The following is a 15,700-nucleotide window of genomic DNA, read 5'->3' as shown; positions in this document are numbered from 1 at the left end:
CTTCCGCGAAAGGCAACCTGTCTAACTTACCACCCTGACGCAGTTTGTCAAATCGGCCGCAACGCTCAGAAGCGCATGCAAAACCGTTCCGACTGCTTACGGGGTGGGTTACTCATCCTAAGATCTGAAGACGGCTTCCTGCAAGAGGAACACCGCTATATGACTTGGATTTGGTCCCTCTTGAGGCCGCCTGGCACTTCCGCCTGAGGAACCTTTGGGGTGACAAGAGGAAACATTACGGGTCAATCGCCTGCCAGGGAAATTACGCGCAATCCCGGGCGTGTCGCGTCATCGTCGACCCAATATGCACCCCCAAAACCGTCAACTCTCGCCGTGTCGTGCGGGAATCCGCCTGCCATCGAGTAGGCGAGTGCGTCCCCGGGAGCGGGCGCAGCCGACCTCGTCTGCTCGCCGACTCGAGCCGAACGCGCGTGCCGGACCCGTCGACGCCTCGACTCTGCGGTCTAATGGTCGAGGCGGGAACGCGAGCGGGGTCGATCACCACGGCCGCCGGCGAGTCGCCGGAAAGGGACACTCGATGATCGTCGTCGGCAGCATCCTCTGGGCGGCAGCGCTTCTCGTGATCGCGGCGTCGCTCGCGGTCGCCATCACGTCCATCCGCTTCAGGCGCCCGCGCCTCTCCCTCGTGACGATCGCCCCGGTGGCGATCGGCCTTGCCGGCGCCGCCTTCCTCATCTCGGTCCCCGCGCCCAGCCACGCGGTCGCGGTGATCGGAGGCATCGGTCTCGCGCTCCTCGGCGTCGTCGCCGGCAACCCCATCACCGTCGCGGTGCTCGCCTTCGCCGATCGCGGAACCGGAGCGACCGTGACCGACGGTCACCACGGCGGAATCATCCTGAAGGAGAGCCGGGACGGCACCCGCCGCGACGCGGAGGTGTTGCGCGGCGGAACGACCATCGGCTACGTCGAGCGCCTGGTCGTGATCGCCGCCATCGTGCTCGGTCACCTCGAGATCGTCGCCGTGCTCATCGCGGTGAAGGGGCTCGGACGCTTCTCCGAGCTGGACAGCCCGGAGATCCGCGAGCGGTTCATCATCGGCACCCTCGTGAGCCTCGCCTGGGCCGGGGCGTGCGCCCTGCTGATCGTCGTCTAGCCCGCCGGCTCGACCGCCGGACCGGAGGTCGGGACGGGACCGGATGAACCGCTCGACTGCGGTGAACTCCGAGCCGCCGTGGACCCCGTCGGTCATGGCCGGCGAACCTTCGCGTGGGCCTTCTACGGGGACACCGTTCGCTCCCCCGGAATCCAGAACCGCCACGGATACTCGGCCGACCCGCCTTCCCCAGACACCCCGGTGCGCGGCCCGGCGTCGTGATCCGCGCGCACCGTCGGCAGGGTGAGGTCGAAGGGCGACGTGGCGAGATCCGCTCCGCCGTCCGCGAGGGTCACGCCGAGGGCCACGACGAGCCGCGCGGGGCCCCGTGCGAGGTCGGCATCCGATCGGGAGGTCGTACGTCGCGCGCGGGCGAGTTCGAGGCCCTCGACCACCTCTCCGCCCCGCAGGAGCACGGCCGACGCGGTGCCGGGCGGAGAGCACACGACGTTCGCGCAGACGTGCATTCCATAGGTGAAGTAGGTGTAGAGGTGTCCGGGCTCGCCGAACATCACCGTGGTGCGCTTGGTGAGACCGCGGAAGGCATGGGATCCCGGGTCCATCTCGCCGAGGTAGGCCTCGACCTCGGTGAGCCGGATCGTCACCCGTCCCTCTTCCGAATCCCGCGAGAGGGTGGCGCCCAGCAGGTCGAGGGCGACCTCGTTTGCCGGCCTGGCCAGGGCCTCACGGTCGAACATCAGAAGAGGCGGGCACCGCTCACGAAGAACAGGATGACGGCAGCGACGGCCATCGCGCCGGCCACCGCGAAGATGCTCCACATCACGATCTTCTGGGTGCGGCTCTGTTCCGGCCGCCTGGGCTTGTTGTCCTTGCTGAGCGTCATTGCAGGTACTTCTCCAGTTCTCGAATCCGACGGGTGAGCGCGGCGAGCTGCTCGGTCACTCGAACCGCGGCGGTTCCCCCGGTGCCATCCCGACTCTCGATCGACCCGGAGACGGTGAGCACCGAGCGCACCTCGGGCGTGAGATGGGGCGAGATCTCGGTCAGTTCGGCGTCCGTCGGCTCATCCAGCCGCAGCCCGCGTTGCTCACAGAAGCTGACGAGCGCCCCGCTGATCTCGTGGGCGTCGCGGAACGGGACGTGCTGGGTGACGAGCCACTCGGCGACGTCCGTCGCGAGCGAGAAACCCTGAGGGGCGAGTTCCGCCATACGCGCGGTGTCGAATCGCAGGGAGGCGACCATCCCGGTGAACGCGGGCAGCAACACCTCGAGGGTGGTGACCGAGTCGAAGACCGGTTCCTTGTCTTCCTGCAGGTCGCGGTTGTAGGCGAGGGGAAGACCCTTGAGCGTGGCGAGCAGCCCGGCGAGGTTGCCGATGAGCCGACCGGACTTGCCCCGGGCGAGCTCCGCGATGTCGGGGTTCTTCTTCTGCGGCATGATCGACGAGCCCGTGGAATAAGAGTCGTGCAGCGTGACAAAGCCGAACTCGCGCGTGTTCCAAATGATGATGTCCTCGGCCAACCGCGAGAGGTTGATGCCGACGAGCGAGGCGATGAAGGCGAACTCGGCGACGACGTCGCGGCTGGCCGTGGCATCCATCGAATTCTCGGTCGGTCGGTCGAGTCCCAGCTCGGTCGCGACGAGCTGTGGGTCGAGGCCGAGCGAACTGCCGGCCAGCGCCCCGGCGCCGTAGGGAGACGACCGGGCGCGAACCGACCAGTCTCTCAATCGTTCGAGGTCGCGAACCAGCGGCCAGGCGTAGGCCAGCAGATGGTGCGAGAGCAGCACCGGCTGGGCGTGCTGCATGTGGGTGCGGCCCGGCATCGGGGCGCCGAGGTGCGCCTCCGCCTGCGCGGCGATGGCGTCGACGAGGTCGACCACGTGGTGGGTGATCGCCCGGGAGTGGTCGAGCAGGTACAGGCGCACGAGCGTGGCGATCTGGTCGTTTCGACTGCGCCCGGCGCGCAGCTTGCCACCGAGCTCCGCGCCGGCGATCTCGATCAGGCCGCGCTCGAGAGCCCCGTGCACGTCCTCGTCCGACTCGAGTGCGGCAAAGCTGCCGTCCTCGAACGCCACGCGCAGGGTGTCGAGGGATTCGAGCATCCGCACCAGCTCGTCGTCGCTGAGATAGCCGGCCGCCGCGAGCGCCTTGGCGTGCGCTCGCGACCCGGCGAGGTCGTACGGTCCGAGCTGCCAGTCGAAGTGGGTGGACTTGCTCAGACGGGCGAGCTCCGGCGACGGGCCGCTGGAGAACCGGCCGCCCCACAGCGCCCCCTCGGTCGTCTTGCCGACCGTGGGTTCTTCGTCGCCAGATTTCGACACAGCGGGTCTCCTAGTTGCTCGACGCCTCGCGGCGCGCCGAGATCTTGCTCGGCAGCGACCAGATCTCGATGAAGCCCTTGGAGAGCGACTGGTCGAAAGTGTCGCCGGTGTCGTAGGTCGCGAGGTCGAAATCGTAGAGACTCTCCGCGCTCTTCTGGCCGGTGACGACCGCACGGCCGCCCTGAAGCAGGAGGCGGATCTCGCCGCTCACGTACCGCTGGGTATCGTCGATGAACACGTCGAGCGACCGCTTGAGGCTCGAGAACCACAGGCCGTCGTAGACCAGGTTCGCCCACTCCGCCTCGACTCCGCGCTTGTAACGACCGAGGTCGCGCTCGAGCGTGAGGGCCTCGAGGGCCTCGTGCGCGGCGATCAGGGCGATCGCGGCCGGGGCCTCGTAGACCTCACGGCTCTTGATGCCGACGAGGCGATCCTCGACCACATCGATGCGACCGACGCCGTGCTTGCCGGCGACGGCGTTGAGTTCCTCGACGATCGCCAGCGGGCTGTACGCGACGCCGTCGAGGGCGACCGGGATGCCCCGCTCGAAGGTGATGACGATCTCGTCGGCCTCGCGGTTGACGTTCGGGTCCTGCGTGTACTCGTAGAGGTCCTCGATAGGGGCGTTCCACGGGTCCTCGAGGAACCCGGTCTCCACCGCGCGACCCCAGACGTTCTTGTCGATCGAATACGGATTGGCTGCGCTCTGGCGGATCGGCAGGTTGTGCTTGTTGGCGTAGACGATCGCCTTGTCGCGGGTGAGCGCGAGGTCCCGCACCGGGGCGATGCTGGTGAGCTCCGGGGCGAGCGCGGCGACGGCCGCCTCGAAACGAACCTGGTCGTTGCCCTTGCCGGTGCAGCCATGCGCGACACTGTCGGCGCCGAGTTCCCGCGCGACGCGGGCGAGGTGCTTCGAGATGAGCGGGCGGCTGAGCGCCGACACGAGCGGGTAGCGCTTCTGGTAGAGCGCGTTGGCCTTGAGCGATGGCATGAGGTAGTCGCTCGCGAACTCGTCGCGGGCGTCGACGACGATCGCCTCGACGGCGCCGCAGTCGAGCGCACGCTGGCGGATGTCATCCATATCCTCGCCGCCCTGGCCGACGTCGACGGCGAGGGCCACGACCTCCTTGCCGGTCGCGTCCTTGAGCCAGCCGATGCCGACCGAGGTGTCGAGACCACCGGAGTATGCGAGGACGACGCGTTCTGCCATGTAACTGCTCCTTGTGTTATTCGTTGACAAGCTTAGGGCGCCGATTTGGCGTCGCTCCCTTCCGAAATCCATGCAATCCTCGGTCGAATCGGCGTGTCTGCTGCAGAGAACCGGCGCGTCGCGAAGATTGCATGGATTTCGGAAGGAGGTAGAGGAGGGGGGTAGAGGGTGGGGCTACTGCTGGAGGAGCCAGACCATGAGCGCCTTCTGGGCGTGCAGGCGGTTCTCCGCCTCGTCCCAGACGACGCTCTGCGGGCCGTCGATCACCTCGGCGGTGACCTCGTAGCCGCGATCGGCCGGGAGGCAGTGCAGGAACAGGGCGTCGGGCCTGGCCAGTGCCATGAGCTCCGCGTCCACGCGATAGGACCCGAGGGTGGTCAGGCGTTCGGCCTTCTCCTCCTCCTTGCCCATCGACACCCAGGTGTCGGTCACCACGACATCCGCACCGGCCACCGCTTCGATCGGGTCCGTGAACAGGGTGACCGAGCCGCCGCTCTTCGCCGCCGCCACGTCGGCGGCCGCGACCACCGAGTCCGTGGGGGCGTAGTCGACCGGCGAGGCGACGCGAACGTGCATCCCGGCGGTCGCGCCCGCCAGCAGGTAGGACTGCGCCATGTTGCTCGCCCCGTCGCCGAGGAAGGTGACGGTGAGTCCGGCGAGGGTGCCTCGGTGCTCCCGGATGGTGAGCAGGTCGGCCAACAGCTGGCAGGGGTGGAAGTCGTCGCTGAGTCCGTTGATCACGGGAACGGTCGTGCCCAGGGCCATCTCCTCGAGCCCGGACTGCGCGAAGGTGCGCCAGACGATCGCGGCGACCTGGCGCTCGAGCACGCGAGCGGTGTCGGTTGCCGTCTCCTTGCCGCCGAGCTGGCTGTTCGCCGTGGAGATGATCAGCGGGATGCCGCCGAGCTCCGCGATGCCGACCGCGAACGACACCCGGGTTCGGGTGGACGACTTGTCGAAGATTACGGCGACGGTCTGCGGCCCGACGAGCGGCCGGGTGCCGAAACGGTCTCCCTTGAGCTCGACCGCGAGATCGAGGATGGCGGTCTGCTCGGCCTGGCTGAGGTCGTCGTCGCGCAGGAAATGTCGGGTCATGCGACTGCCTCCAGGGCCTTGGCGAAGAGTTCGCGGAATTCGTCGAGTTCCGCGTCGCCGACGATGAGCGGCGGGGCGAGCCGGATGCTCGACTCGTTGGGAGCGTTGATGATGAGTCCGACGGCGAAGGCCGCGGCCGCCAGCTCCGCCGCGACGGGCTTCGACAGCCCGAGGCCGACGAGGGCGCCCTGACCGCGGATCTCGGCGATGAGCGGCGACCCGATCTCGGCGACGATCTGTCGGAGCCGAGAGCCGAGGTGCGCGGCGTTGTCGATCAGGCCGGCTCGCTCGATCTCGCCGAGCACGGCATTGCCCGCGGCCGTCGCGAGCGGGTTGCCGCCGAAGGTGCTGCCGTGCTGACCGGGCTTGAAGAGGTCGGAGGCCCAGCCGAAGGTGACGAGAGCGCCGATCGGCACGCCCCCGGCGATGCCCTTCGCGAGGGCGAGCGCGTCGGGCACGATGCCGTGCTGCTGAAACGCGAACCAGGTTCCCGTGCGGCCGACCCCGGTCTGAATCTCGTCGAGAATGAGCAGCGCGCCGTGCTGCTCGGTGAGCTCCCGGGCGCGCTGGAGGTAGCCGTCCGGGAGATCGATGACACCGGCCTCCCCCTTGATCGGCTCCACGAACAGCGCGGCGACCGTGCCGTCCATCGCCTCTTCGAGCGCCTCGATCGTCGTGGCGATGTGCTCGACTCCCGGCAGCAGGGGCTCGAAGGCCTCCCGCATCGCCGCCTTGCCGGTGAGCGAGAGTGAGCCCATGGTGCGACCGTGGAACGAATTGACGAGGGACAGGATGCGCGTGCGCGATCCGTCGCCCCGATTGAGTCTGGCGAGCTTGATCGCGGCCTCGATCGCCTCGGCCCCCGAGTTGCCGAAGAACACCCGACCGCGGTCACCGGCACCGGTGATGCGGCGAAGCCGCTCGGCGAGCTCCAGCTGCGGCGGTGTGGCGAAGTAGTTCGAGACGTGGGCGAGGGTCGCGACCTGCGTGCTGACGGCGTCGACGAGCACAGGGTGGGCGTGGCCGAGCGCGTTTACCGCGATGCCGGCTAGGAAGTCGAGGTACCGTGTGCCCTCGGAGTCCCAGACATGAGCGCCCTCCCCGCGCACGAGCATGGCGATCGGGGACGCGAAGGACCCCATCATCGCGGCGCCGAAGCGTTCGCGCCAGTTGTCGTTGTCGGTCACTGTGCTGCCTCCTCGGCGGTCGGGATGACTTCGGTTCCGATGCCCTCGGCGGTGAACGCCTCGAGCAGGATCGCGTGCAGTACGCGGCCGTCGATGATGGCCGCCTTCGGGACCCCGCCCCGCACGGCATCGAGACAGGCGGTCATCTTGGGGATCATCCCCGATTCCAGCGATGGGATGAGCGCACCCAGCTCGGCCGCATCGATCGAGGCGACGAGAGAATCGCGGTTCGGCCAGTCGCGATAGAGTCCGGCGACATCGGTGAGGATGATGAGCTTCGCTGCCCCGAGCGCGACGGCCAGTGCCGATGCCGCCGAGTCGGCGTTCACGTTGAGGGACTGCCCGTGGTGCGCGGAGTCCGGCGCGATCGAGGACACGACGGGGATCTTGCCGGCGGCCAGGATCGCGGTGACGGTCGCGGGATTGACCGCGGTCACGTCGCCGACGAGGCCGAGGTCCACCTTTTCGCCGTCCACGACGGTTCCCCGGCGGGTGCCGGAGAAGAGCCCGTCGGTCTCGCCTGACAGGGCCTGGGCGAGGGGACCGTGCTCGTTGATGAGGGCGGACAGCTGGGGCCCGACCTCCACGGTGAGCACCTCGCGCACGACCTCGAGCGCCTCCTGGCTGGTGACGCGCAGGCCGCCGCGGAACTCGCTGGGGATGCCCCGACGCTCGAGCTCCGCCGAGATCTGGGGCCCTCCTCCGTGCACGACGACGGGATGCACGCCCACCTGGCGCAGGTAGACCATGTCCTCCGCGAACGCCCGCTTGAGTTCCTCGTTGACCATGGCATTGCCGCCGAACTTCACCACGATCGTCTTGCCCTGGAACTCCCGAAGCCACGGCAGGGACTCGATCAGGGCCTGCGCCTTGGTTGACGCCTCCGAACTGTGCGCGCCCATCAGCTGGAGTACGCGCTGTTCTCGTGCACGTAGTCGTGCGTGAGGTCGTTGGTGCGGATCGTGGCTGTCGACTCCCCCGCGTTCAGGTCGATCACGAGATGGACCGCCCGCCCGGTGAGGTCGACGAGTTCGCGGGACTGGTCCGGCTCGCCGGCGTGGGCGACCCGGATGCCGTTGATCGTCACGTCGATGTCGTACGGGTCGAAGGCCGCGGCCGTCGTTCCCACCGCGGCGAGCACCCGACCCCAGTTGGGATCGTTGCCGAACACGGCGGCCTTGAACAGGTTGTTTCGCGCCACTGCTCGCCCGACCTCGACCGCGTCGTCCTCGGAGGCCGCGCTCACGACCTCGATCGTGATGTCGTGGGCGGCGCCCTCAGCGTCCTGCTGGAGCTGGGCGGCGAGATCGGCGCACAGCTCGGTGAGCGCCGCGCCGAAATCGTCGGCGGCGGGCGAGATCCCGGATGCCGCGGACGCCAGGAGCGCGACCGTGTCGTTGGTGGACATGCACCCGTCCGAGTCGAGGCGGTCGAAGGTGACCCTGGTCGCCTCGCGGAGGGTGGCGTCGAGCACGGCCGACGGGAGGTCGGCATCGGTGGTGATGACCACGAGCATCGTCGCGAGACCCGGCGCGAGCATGCCTGCGCCCTTCGCCATGCCGCCGATCGACCAGCCGTCGCGTGAGACGACGGACTGCTTGGGGTGGGTGTCGGTGGTCATGATCGCCAGCGCGGCATCCAACCCGCCGTCGTCGCTCAGGCTGCCGTGGGCGGCGGTGAGCCCGGCCGACACCTTGTCGAAGTCGAGCTGGTCTCCGATGAGGCCCGTCGAGCAGATCAGGATGTCGGACGCGGAGGCGCCGAGAAGGCTCGCGGCGAGCTCCGCGGTCGCGTGGGTCACCTGGAAGCCGCGAGACCCCGTGTAACAGTTGGCGCCGCCCGAGTTGAGCACGACCGCGCGGAGGATGCCGTCGGCGATCGCCTGCTGCGACCAGATCACGGGATTCGCCTTCGCCCGGTTGCTGGTGAACACGGCGGCGGCGGCCTGGCTCGGGCCGGTGTTGACGACGAACGCGATGTCACGACCACCGCTCGCCTTCAGGCCGGACTCGACTCCGGCGGCGGTGAAACCACGGGGCTGGGTGACGCTCATGGTGCGACTCCGTCCACTGGAAGGCCCGCTGTCTCGCGCAGGCCGAGGGCGATATTGGCTGACTGGATGGCGGCGCCCGCAGTGCCCTTGACGAGATTGTCCACGGCCGTCACCGTGACGACGCGGCCGGCCGCCTCGTCGATGGCGAGACCGATGAGGGCGGTGTTTGCGCCGAGCACATCCGCGGTGCGCGGGAAGGACCCGGCGGGCAGGAGGTGCACGAACGGTTCGTCCGCATATGCACTCTCCCAGGCATCCCGGATCGCCGTGGCGGAGGTGCCGGGCACGATCCGCGCGGTGGAGGTGGCGAGGATGCCGCGGGACATCGGAACGATGACCGGCGTGAACGAGATGGTGGGCGACTGCGCCCCCGCGCCACGCAGACCCTGCAGGATCTCGGGGATGTGGCGGTGCGTGCCGCCGACCGCGTACGGGTTGGCAGAACCGAGGATCTCGCTCGCGAGGTTCTCGAGCTTCAGAGCCTTGCCGGCACCGGACGGGCCGACGGCGAGCACCGCGACCAGGTCGCGCTCCTCGATCACCCCGGCCGCGATCCCCGGCGCGAGTGCCAGGGCGACGGTGCTCGCGTTGCAGCCGGGCGCGGCGATGCGCCGAGAGCCGACAAGCGCCTCGCGCTGCTTCGCCCCGCCGACGATGAGTTCCGGCACGCCGTAGTCCCAGGCCTCGAAGTACTGGCCGGGATAGAAGGCCGCCCAGTCCGACGCACTGCGCAGCCGATGGTCGGCGCCGCAATCGACCACGAGCGCGGCGGCCGGCAGGTGCTCGGTGAGCTCCCCCGACTTGCCGTGCGGCAGGGCGAGGAACACCACGTCGTGACCGGCGAGGGACTGCGCAGTGGTCTCCGCGAGGGTCAGGTGACCGAGGGAACGCAGATGGGGCTGCGCGGAGGCCAGCGACTGGCCGGCGTTGGAGAATGCGGTGACCGTGGTCACCGTGAAATCGGGGTGCCCTGCGAGGAGTCGCAGGAGTTCACCACCCGCATAGCCACTGGCACCAGCCACGGCAACGGAGAGAGACATGCCTCTACCTTTGTGATCGATCGGACGGGGATCGGGGCGGCGGCGCTGCTGGATACGCTGACGAATCAGCGCTGCGGCGTCGCCGACGATCGGCGCGCGCGGATCACCGGCAGGCGAACCTCACCCTGACGCGTCCCGTGCATGTCCATGAAAAAGACCATACCGCCTCCGCGCCACAGTTCACGAATCGGCGGGTCCGGCGCCCCGCACGCTGTAGCGGTGCTCCGGCCTCCCCGTGCTGCCGTAGCGGAGCTGCACGCTCGCCGCGCCCTCGTAGACGAGGCTCGACAGGTAACGCTGCGCCGTGGCGCGGGAGATGCCCACCTCGCTCGCGACCTCGGACGCGGCGGTCGGAACGCTCGTGCGCCGCAGGATCTCGAGCACCGCGGCCTCGGTCGCCGCCCGGGGCTTGCCCGCGCCGGATTCACCCGGGTGCAGAATGCGGAGTGCTCGTTCGACCGCCTCCTGGTCGAGGGTGTTGCCGGCCGCGAGCACACTGCGGTAGCGGGCGTAGGCCCGGAGTCGCTGCTCGAGGAACTCCGCCCGGAACGGCTTGATGAGATAGCTGAGCGCACCGCGACGGAGCGCCTTCTGAACCGACGCGACATCGGACGCCGCACTGATCACGAACACGTCCACGTCGAGGCCTCGGAGCACGTCGAGCCCGTTGACGTCCGGCAGGTAGATGTCGAGAAGCACGAGCTCGGGCTGCATCGCCCGCACGACCCGGATCGCCTCCTCTCCCCCGCTCACCGGAGGCAGGGCGGTGAAGCCCGGGATCGCGTTGACGTACGCCACGTGGAGCTTGGCCACGTGGAAGTCGTCGTCGACGATGAGCACGCGGATGTCGTCGGCCATGTCGTCAGACCACCACCCGTGGCGAGGCCGGCCGCACGGGCTCCTCCGCCGAGAGCACACCGGGGAGCCTCGCACAGAAGACCGCGCCCGGTCCCCCGACGGCTCCGGCCGACGCCAGCCAGACGTCGCCACCGCGCCGCCGGGCGATCTGGCGGGAGAGCGCGAGGCCGAGGCCGTGGCCGTGGCTTTCGTCGCCCATCCCGGTGGCGGTCGTGTAGCCCTCCACGAACGGCAGCTCCCGGTCTCCTCCGATTCCGTCGCCGGAGTCGGCGACGACGAGGTGGAGGGTGTCCCCCTCGCTCAGCAGCTCGATTTCGACCCAGCGGCTCTCGTCCCTGCCGTGCACGGCGGCGACCACCGCGTTGTCGATGAGGTTGCCGAGGACGGTCGTGACGTCCTGCGGATCGATCACCGCACCGGCGATGAGCGTCTCCGACCCGATCCGCAGCAGCACGCCTCGTTCGGCGGCCTGGGATCCCTTCGCGCCGACGAAGGCCTGCAGGTAGGAGTCCTGCAACCGATCGCCGTGTTCGACCGGATGCTTCAGCGGCCCCGTCTCGAGAGTCTGGCGCAGGTAGTGCGCGGCCTCCGCCGTCTCGCCGATCTCGAGCAGCCCGGAGATCGTGTGCAGGCGATTGGCGAATTCGTGGCGCTGGGCGCGCAGGGCGGTGGACAGCGCCTCGACGGCGAACAATTGGCGGCTGAGCGCCTCGACGTCTGTCCTGTCTCGCACCATGATCACCCAGCCGAGATCGCTCGCGCCCCGCGTGACCTTGCGCGCCGTCACGACGAGCACCGATTGTCCGACGACGACCTGCACCGAGGCGTCGTCGGCGAGCTGCGGGCGGTCGAGCAGGTCGATGATCGGGGCGGGGATGCTGAGGAAACGGATCTGGTTGCCGATCACGTCCGGCAGGCCGAGCAGTCTCCTGGCCTTCGCGTTGCACACGGTGATCACGCCCTCAGGAGTCGTGCCGATGACGCCCTCCCCCACGCCGTAGAGCACGACCTCCTGGTCCTGCACGAGCGCGGAGATCTCCTCCGGCTCGAGTCCAAGGGTGAGATTGCGCAGGCGCCGCACGAGGGCGGCCGAGGCCGCCGCAGCGAGGATGAGTACGCCGATCCCCACCCCGATGAGCGGGAGGACGAGCGCGCCGAGATTCTGCATCACGCTCGTCATGGAGAATCCGACGCTCACCTCGCCGACCACGCGGAGGTGGTCCGGCGACCAGATCGGTACCTTGGCTCGCGCCGACGGCCCCAGCGTGCCGTTCTCGATCGCCGTGACCGCCTTGCCCTTCAGGGCCGCGCTCGGGCTCGTGCTGACCATCTTGCCGAGCAGGCTCGGTGTGGGGTGGGAGAGGCGGATGCCGTCGTCGTCGGTGATCACCACGAACAGGGCGGCGGTGCGCTTGCGCACCTCCTCGGCCGCCTTCTGAATCGGCCCTCCGCGCAGTTCCACCATGCTGGGAACGGCCTCCTCGGCCGAGACCGCCGTGACGAGTTCGCGCACGTCGTCGCGGGCCGCGACACTGTTCGCCACGGCGAGCGCTCTCGCCTCGACCTGGCTGCCGGTCTCGCCGTAGCTCAGATAGGCGAACATGCCGGTGCAGACGAGCACCACGAGGGCGACGACGCCGAGCTGGAACACCAGAGTCTGGGTGGAGAAGCTGAGCCGCCTGGGCCCGCGGGCGCTCAGTCGCGCTCCTGCCACACTCCGCGGTCGCGTCTTCGTTGTCACGGATTCACGCTACAGCGACCGCGACGCCGCGACGTCCGAATCGGGGTCGTGAGATTAATGCGCACAAGGTGCGCAATGCGGTCATCTGCGACCAAGTCGCGGAAACCGGACACGGGGTTGCCACCGACCATATCGTTGCCCCACCCAGATGCGCCCGAACCGGGCGCCTCGTCAACGATGACAGCGCAGGTCTCCCTGCGGTTCGTCATCGAATCGAAAGGAGCCTCGATGAGCACTGCGCCGCACCTGTTCTCAACCCCCCTGGCAACGCTGCGACCGGCCATCGACCTGAAGAACGTGACCAAGCGGTTCACGACACCGGACGGGTCGACCTACACGGCGATTCGGGACATGACCCTCCAGGTGGCCCCGGGCGAGTTCTGCGCGATCGTCGGCCCGACCGGGTGCGGCAAGTCGACGTCGCTCACCCTGATCTCCGGTTTGGAGCGGCCGAGCGCCGGTTCGGTGAGCGTGCACGGCGAGCCCGTGAAGGGCATCACCCCCGGTGTCGGGTTCATGTTCCAGACGGATGCCGTCCTCCCCTGGAAGTCCGTTCTCGACAACGTCGCGATGGGCCCGAAGTTCCGGGGCATCGACAAGGCGAACGCGATCGCCTCGGCGAAGGACTGGATCCGTCGCGTGGGCCTGGCGGGCTTCGAAGACCGGTTCCCCCACCAGCTCTCCGGCGGCATGCGCAAGCGCGTCGCCCTCGCCCAGAGCCTCATCAACGAGCCGGAGATCCTGCTCATGGACGAACCGTTCAGCGCCCTCGACGTGCAGACCAGGGCGATCATGTCCAACGAACTGCTCGGCCTGTGGGACGTCACCAAGCCCGCCGTGGTGTTCGTGACCCACGACCTCGAGGAGGCCATCGCCCTGGCCGACAAGGTGGTCGTGATGACCGCCGGTCCCGGCGGAACCGTGAAGGAGACCTTCGCCATCGACCTGCCCCGCCCGCGGGTGGTGCAGGAGATCCGCTTCGACAAGCGCTTCGTGGACCTCTACCAGCAGATCTGGGAGTCGCTGCGCTCCGAGGTCGACACGGCGTATTCGCAGTCCACCCAAACCACCGGAAAGGCATCCTGATGAGCGCATCGAGCGTCGAGACAACGCTGACCCAGGGACTCGAGGCGACCATCGCGGCGACCGCCCACAGCCGCACCCGCAAGCGCCGCCTCCGTGTGCTCGCCAGCCAGCTCGGACTGCTCGTGCTGCTGCTCGGCGGCTGGCAGCTCGGCGTCGGATCGGACCAGCTCAAGGTCGTGCTCTACGGCGAGCCGAGCGGAATCCTCGCCCAGCTCATCACCTGGTTCCGCGACGGCACCGCCATCGGCCCGCTCTGGCAGCAGATCGCCGTCACCCTCGAGGAGGCACTCATCGGCTTCGTCATCGGCACCGCGCTGGGAATCGTCTCGGGCATCGCGCTCGGGCGCATCCGCTTCCTCGCCGAGGTGTTCAGCCCGTACATCAAGGTGCTGAATTCGATCCCGCGGATCGTGCTCGGATCCGTCTTCGTGCTCGCGCTCGGGCTCGGCATCGAGTCGAAGATCCTGCTCGTGGTCGTGCTCGTCTTCTTCGGGGTCTTCTTCAACGCCTTCCAGGGGGTGCGCGAGGTTGACCGCAACTTCATCGCGAACGCGACCATCCTCGGCGCATCGAAGTGGCAGGTGACCCGCCACGTCGTGCTCCCGTCGGCCTTCACCTGGATCGTTGCCAGCCTGCACGTGAGCTTCGGCTTCGCCCTCATCGGCGCGATCGTCGGCGAATTCCTCGGCGGCCTCCAGGGCCTCGGAGAACTCATCAAGAACGCCCAGGGCACCTTCAACGCGAACGGTGTCTGGGCCGCGATGGTCATCATGGGCATCATCGCGCTCATCGCGGAGTACTTCATCACTCGTCTCGAGAATCGCCTGCTGCGCTGGCGTCCGCCGCAGCTGAGCGGCCCGGAGCTCTAACCCCATCCCCTCACCGCACCACACAACACAACACAACACAACACAACACAACAAGGAGAGTCCAATGAAGGAAAATCCCAGCACCAAACGCCGAATGCTCGCGCTCGCCAGCGCGGCGATCGCCGTCGCGATCGGAGTCGCGGGCTGCAGCTCGGCCACGCCTGCCACCACACCCAAGGCCGGCGCGACGAGCGACTCGGCCAACGGCACCGTCTCCATCATGGTCGGCGGCCTGAACAAGCAGATCTACCTGCCGTTCATGCTCGCCCAGCAGCTCGGCTACTACAAGGAGCAGGGCCTCACCGTCACGCTCTCCGACGAGCCGGCCGGAGTGGATGCGACGACCAATATGCTCGCCGGAAAGGTCGACGGGGTGGGCGGCTTCTACGACCACACCATCGACCTCGCCGGCCTCGGCCAGGAGGTTGAATCCGTGGTGAACATGCTCGTGACGCCCGGCGAGGTCGAGCTGTGCCGCAGCGACCTCAAGGGCCAGATCAAGTCGCCGGCAGACTGGTCGGGTCGCAACCTCGGCATCACCGACCTCGGCTCGTCGACCGACTTCCTCACCCAGTACCTGGCGAAGAAGAACGGCGTCGACCCGACGACGATCCACCGCCTCGGCGTGCAGTCCGGAGCCACCCTCATCGGCGCCATGCAGCACAAGAACGTCGACTGCGCGATGACCACCGAACCGACGGTCTCGCAGCTGATGGCGACGGGAGGCGCGTACATCCTGCTCGACATGCGCAGCTCCGAGGGCACCTCGGCCGCGCTCGGCGGCGAGTACCCGGCCACCTCGCTGTACATGAAGTCGTCGTGGGTGAAGCAGAACCCGGTGACGGTGCAGAAGCTCGTCAACGCCTACGTGAAGACGCTCAAGTACATCCAGGCCAACGACGGGGCCACGATCGTGGAGAAGATCCCCGCGGACTACTACGCCGGAGCAGGCAAGGCCGCGTGGATCACGGCCTTCGACTCGGAGAAGGGCATCTACAACCCGACGGGGATCATGCCGCCGAACGGCCCGCCGACCAACCTCAAGGTGCTCTCGGCGTTCAATAAGGACGTTCAGGGGAAGTCGATCGACGTACACAAGACCTACACGGACCAGTTCGTGACGGCCGCCAAGTAGGGGTACTCCACAAGAACGACAATGGCGTG

The 15,700-nt window shown here is 68.4% G+C and carries 15 protein-coding genes; 4 read left to right on the top strand and 11 right to left on the bottom strand.

Annotation, left to right across the window (positions count from 1 at the left end; all coding sequences use genetic code 11):
- Positions 1 to 538: 538 nt before the first annotated feature.
- A complete protein-coding gene (locus FVP33_RS08550) occupies positions 539 to 1,114 on the top strand; it encodes a hypothetical protein (RefSeq protein WP_147783158.1) in 576 nt (191 codons plus the stop codon).
- Between the two features lie 122 nt (positions 1,115 to 1,236).
- Here FVP33_RS08550 and FVP33_RS08545 read toward each other — a convergent pair whose 3' ends face one another.
- From FVP33_RS08545 to FVP33_RS08500, 11 genes are all read right to left on the bottom strand, one after another.
- Positions 1,237 to 1,812, bottom strand: coding sequence for a DNA-3-methyladenine glycosylase (locus tag FVP33_RS08545; protein ID WP_147783157.1), 576 nt, complete (start codon positions 1,810 to 1,812; stop codon positions 1,237 to 1,239).
- Positions 1,812 to 1,958 (bottom strand): hypothetical protein, encoded by a 147-nt coding sequence (locus FVP33_RS19470; protein ID WP_187270624.1) that lies wholly within the window; start codon positions 1,956 to 1,958, stop codon positions 1,812 to 1,814. The genes FVP33_RS08545 and FVP33_RS19470 overlap by 1 nt, the downstream gene beginning before the upstream one ends.
- The gene (gene argH / locus FVP33_RS08540) at positions 1,955 to 3,397 is read right to left on the bottom strand and encodes an argininosuccinate lyase (protein WP_147783156.1); all 1,443 of its coding nucleotides are present in this window, start codon (positions 3,395 to 3,397) and stop codon (positions 1,955 to 1,957) included. The genes FVP33_RS19470 and argH overlap by 4 nt, the downstream gene beginning before the upstream one ends.
- Positions 3,398 to 3,407: 10 nt before the next feature.
- Positions 3,408 to 4,607, bottom strand: coding sequence for an argininosuccinate synthase (locus tag FVP33_RS08535; RefSeq protein ID WP_147783155.1), 1,200 nt, complete (start codon positions 4,605 to 4,607; stop codon positions 3,408 to 3,410).
- A 174-nt stretch (positions 4,608 to 4,781) separates the two neighbouring features.
- Positions 4,782 to 5,702 (bottom strand): ornithine carbamoyltransferase, encoded by a 921-nt coding sequence (gene argF, locus FVP33_RS08530; protein WP_147783154.1) that lies wholly within the window; start codon positions 5,700 to 5,702, stop codon positions 4,782 to 4,784.
- Complete coding sequence (locus tag FVP33_RS08525) at positions 5,699 to 6,847, bottom strand: acetylornithine transaminase (protein ID WP_246142260.1); 1,149 nt, start codon at positions 6,845 to 6,847, stop codon at positions 5,699 to 5,701. The genes argF and FVP33_RS08525 overlap by 4 nt, the downstream gene beginning before the upstream one ends.
- A 38-nt stretch (positions 6,848 to 6,885) precedes the next feature.
- Positions 6,886 to 7,791 carry an acetylglutamate kinase gene (argB, locus tag FVP33_RS08520; RefSeq protein ID WP_147783152.1) on the bottom strand — a complete coding sequence of 302 codons (906 nt, stop codon included), beginning with the start codon at positions 7,789 to 7,791 and terminating at the stop codon, positions 6,886 to 6,888.
- Positions 7,791 to 8,942 (bottom strand): bifunctional glutamate N-acetyltransferase/amino-acid acetyltransferase ArgJ, encoded by a 1,152-nt coding sequence (argJ, locus tag FVP33_RS08515; protein WP_147783151.1) that lies wholly within the window; start codon positions 8,940 to 8,942, stop codon positions 7,791 to 7,793. Before argJ ends, argB begins: the two co-directional genes overlap by 1 nt.
- Entirely contained in the window at positions 8,939 to 9,982 is a 1,044-nt protein-coding gene (argC, locus tag FVP33_RS08510; protein ID WP_147783150.1) for an N-acetyl-gamma-glutamyl-phosphate reductase, read from the bottom strand. The genes argJ and argC overlap by 4 nt, the downstream gene beginning before the upstream one ends.
- Before the next feature lie 180 nt (positions 9,983 to 10,162).
- Positions 10,163 to 10,840: a response regulator gene (locus tag FVP33_RS08505; protein WP_147783149.1), complete on the bottom strand. Its 678-nt coding sequence runs from the start codon at positions 10,838 to 10,840 to the stop codon at positions 10,163 to 10,165.
- A gap of 4 nt (positions 10,841 to 10,844) precedes the next feature.
- On the bottom strand, positions 10,845 to 12,581 hold the full coding sequence (locus FVP33_RS08500) for a sensor histidine kinase (RefSeq protein WP_246142237.1): 1,737 nt from the start codon (positions 12,579 to 12,581) through the stop codon (positions 10,845 to 10,847).
- Positions 12,582 to 12,809: 228 nt separating this feature from the next.
- Here FVP33_RS08500 and FVP33_RS08495 point away from each other — a divergent pair, with 228 nt between their 5' ends.
- From FVP33_RS08495 to FVP33_RS08485, 3 genes are all read left to right on the top strand, one after another.
- Entirely contained in the window at positions 12,810 to 13,667 is an 858-nt protein-coding gene (locus FVP33_RS08495) for an ABC transporter ATP-binding protein (protein WP_147783148.1), read from the top strand.
- Positions 13,667 to 14,536: an ABC transporter permease gene (locus FVP33_RS08490; protein ID WP_147783147.1), complete on the top strand. Its 870-nt coding sequence runs from the start codon at positions 13,667 to 13,669 to the stop codon at positions 14,534 to 14,536. The genes FVP33_RS08495 and FVP33_RS08490 overlap by 1 nt, the downstream gene beginning before the upstream one ends.
- A 64-nt stretch (positions 14,537 to 14,600) precedes the next feature.
- On the top strand, positions 14,601 to 15,671 hold the full coding sequence (locus tag FVP33_RS08485) for an ABC transporter substrate-binding protein (protein WP_222706652.1): 1,071 nt from the start codon (positions 14,601 to 14,603) through the stop codon (positions 15,669 to 15,671).
- The last annotated feature ends 29 nt before the right edge of the window (positions 15,672 to 15,700 follow it).

Source organism: Lacisediminihabitans profunda (assembly GCF_008040105.1).
Classification (GTDB): domain Bacteria; phylum Actinomycetota; class Actinomycetes; order Actinomycetales; family Microbacteriaceae; genus Lacisediminihabitans; species Lacisediminihabitans profunda.
The sequence above is the reverse complement of the archived record's forward strand: the minus strand, read 5'-3'. Positions and strand labels throughout refer to the sequence as shown.

What these genes read in the sequence shown, in the direction of transcription:
- FVP33_RS08550 (WP_147783158.1), top strand. Translation starts at nt 539, where the DNA reads ATGATCGTCGTCGGCAGCATCCTCTGGGCGGCAGCGCTTCTCGTGATC.
- FVP33_RS08545 (WP_147783157.1), bottom strand. Translation starts at nt 1,812, where the DNA reads ATGTTCGACCGTGAGGCCCTGGCCAGGCCGGCAAACGAGGTCGCCCTC.
- FVP33_RS19470 (WP_187270624.1), bottom strand. Translation starts at nt 1,958, where the DNA reads ATGACGCTCAGCAAGGACAACAAGCCCAGGCGGCCGGAACAGAGCCGC.
- FVP33_RS08535 (WP_147783155.1), bottom strand. Translation starts at nt 4,607, where the DNA reads ATGGCAGAACGCGTCGTCCTCGCATACTCCGGTGGTCTCGACACCTCG.
- argF (WP_147783154.1), bottom strand. Translation starts at nt 5,702, where the DNA reads ATGACCCGACATTTCCTGCGCGACGACGACCTCAGCCAGGCCGAGCAG.
- FVP33_RS08525 (WP_246142260.1), bottom strand. Translation starts at nt 6,847, where the DNA reads ATGATGGGGTCCTTCGCGTCCCCGATCGCCATGCTCGTGCGCGGGGAG.
- argB (WP_147783152.1), bottom strand. Translation starts at nt 7,791, where the DNA reads ATGGGCGCGCACAGTTCGGAGGCGTCAACCAAGGCGCAGGCCCTGATC.
- argJ (WP_147783151.1), bottom strand. Translation starts at nt 8,942, where the DNA reads ATGAGCGTCACCCAGCCCCGTGGTTTCACCGCCGCCGGAGTCGAGTCC.
- argC (WP_147783150.1), bottom strand. Translation starts at nt 9,982, where the DNA reads ATGTCTCTCTCCGTTGCCGTGGCTGGTGCCAGTGGCTATGCGGGTGGT.
- FVP33_RS08505 (WP_147783149.1), bottom strand. Translation starts at nt 10,840, where the DNA reads ATGGCCGACGACATCCGCGTGCTCATCGTCGACGACGACTTCCACGTG.
- FVP33_RS08495 (WP_147783148.1), top strand. Translation starts at nt 12,810, where the DNA reads ATGAGCACTGCGCCGCACCTGTTCTCAACCCCCCTGGCAACGCTGCGA.
- FVP33_RS08490 (WP_147783147.1), top strand. Translation starts at nt 13,667, where the DNA reads ATGAGCGCATCGAGCGTCGAGACAACGCTGACCCAGGGACTCGAGGCG.
- FVP33_RS08485 (WP_222706652.1), top strand. Translation starts at nt 14,601, where the DNA reads ATGAAGGAAAATCCCAGCACCAAACGCCGAATGCTCGCGCTCGCCAGC.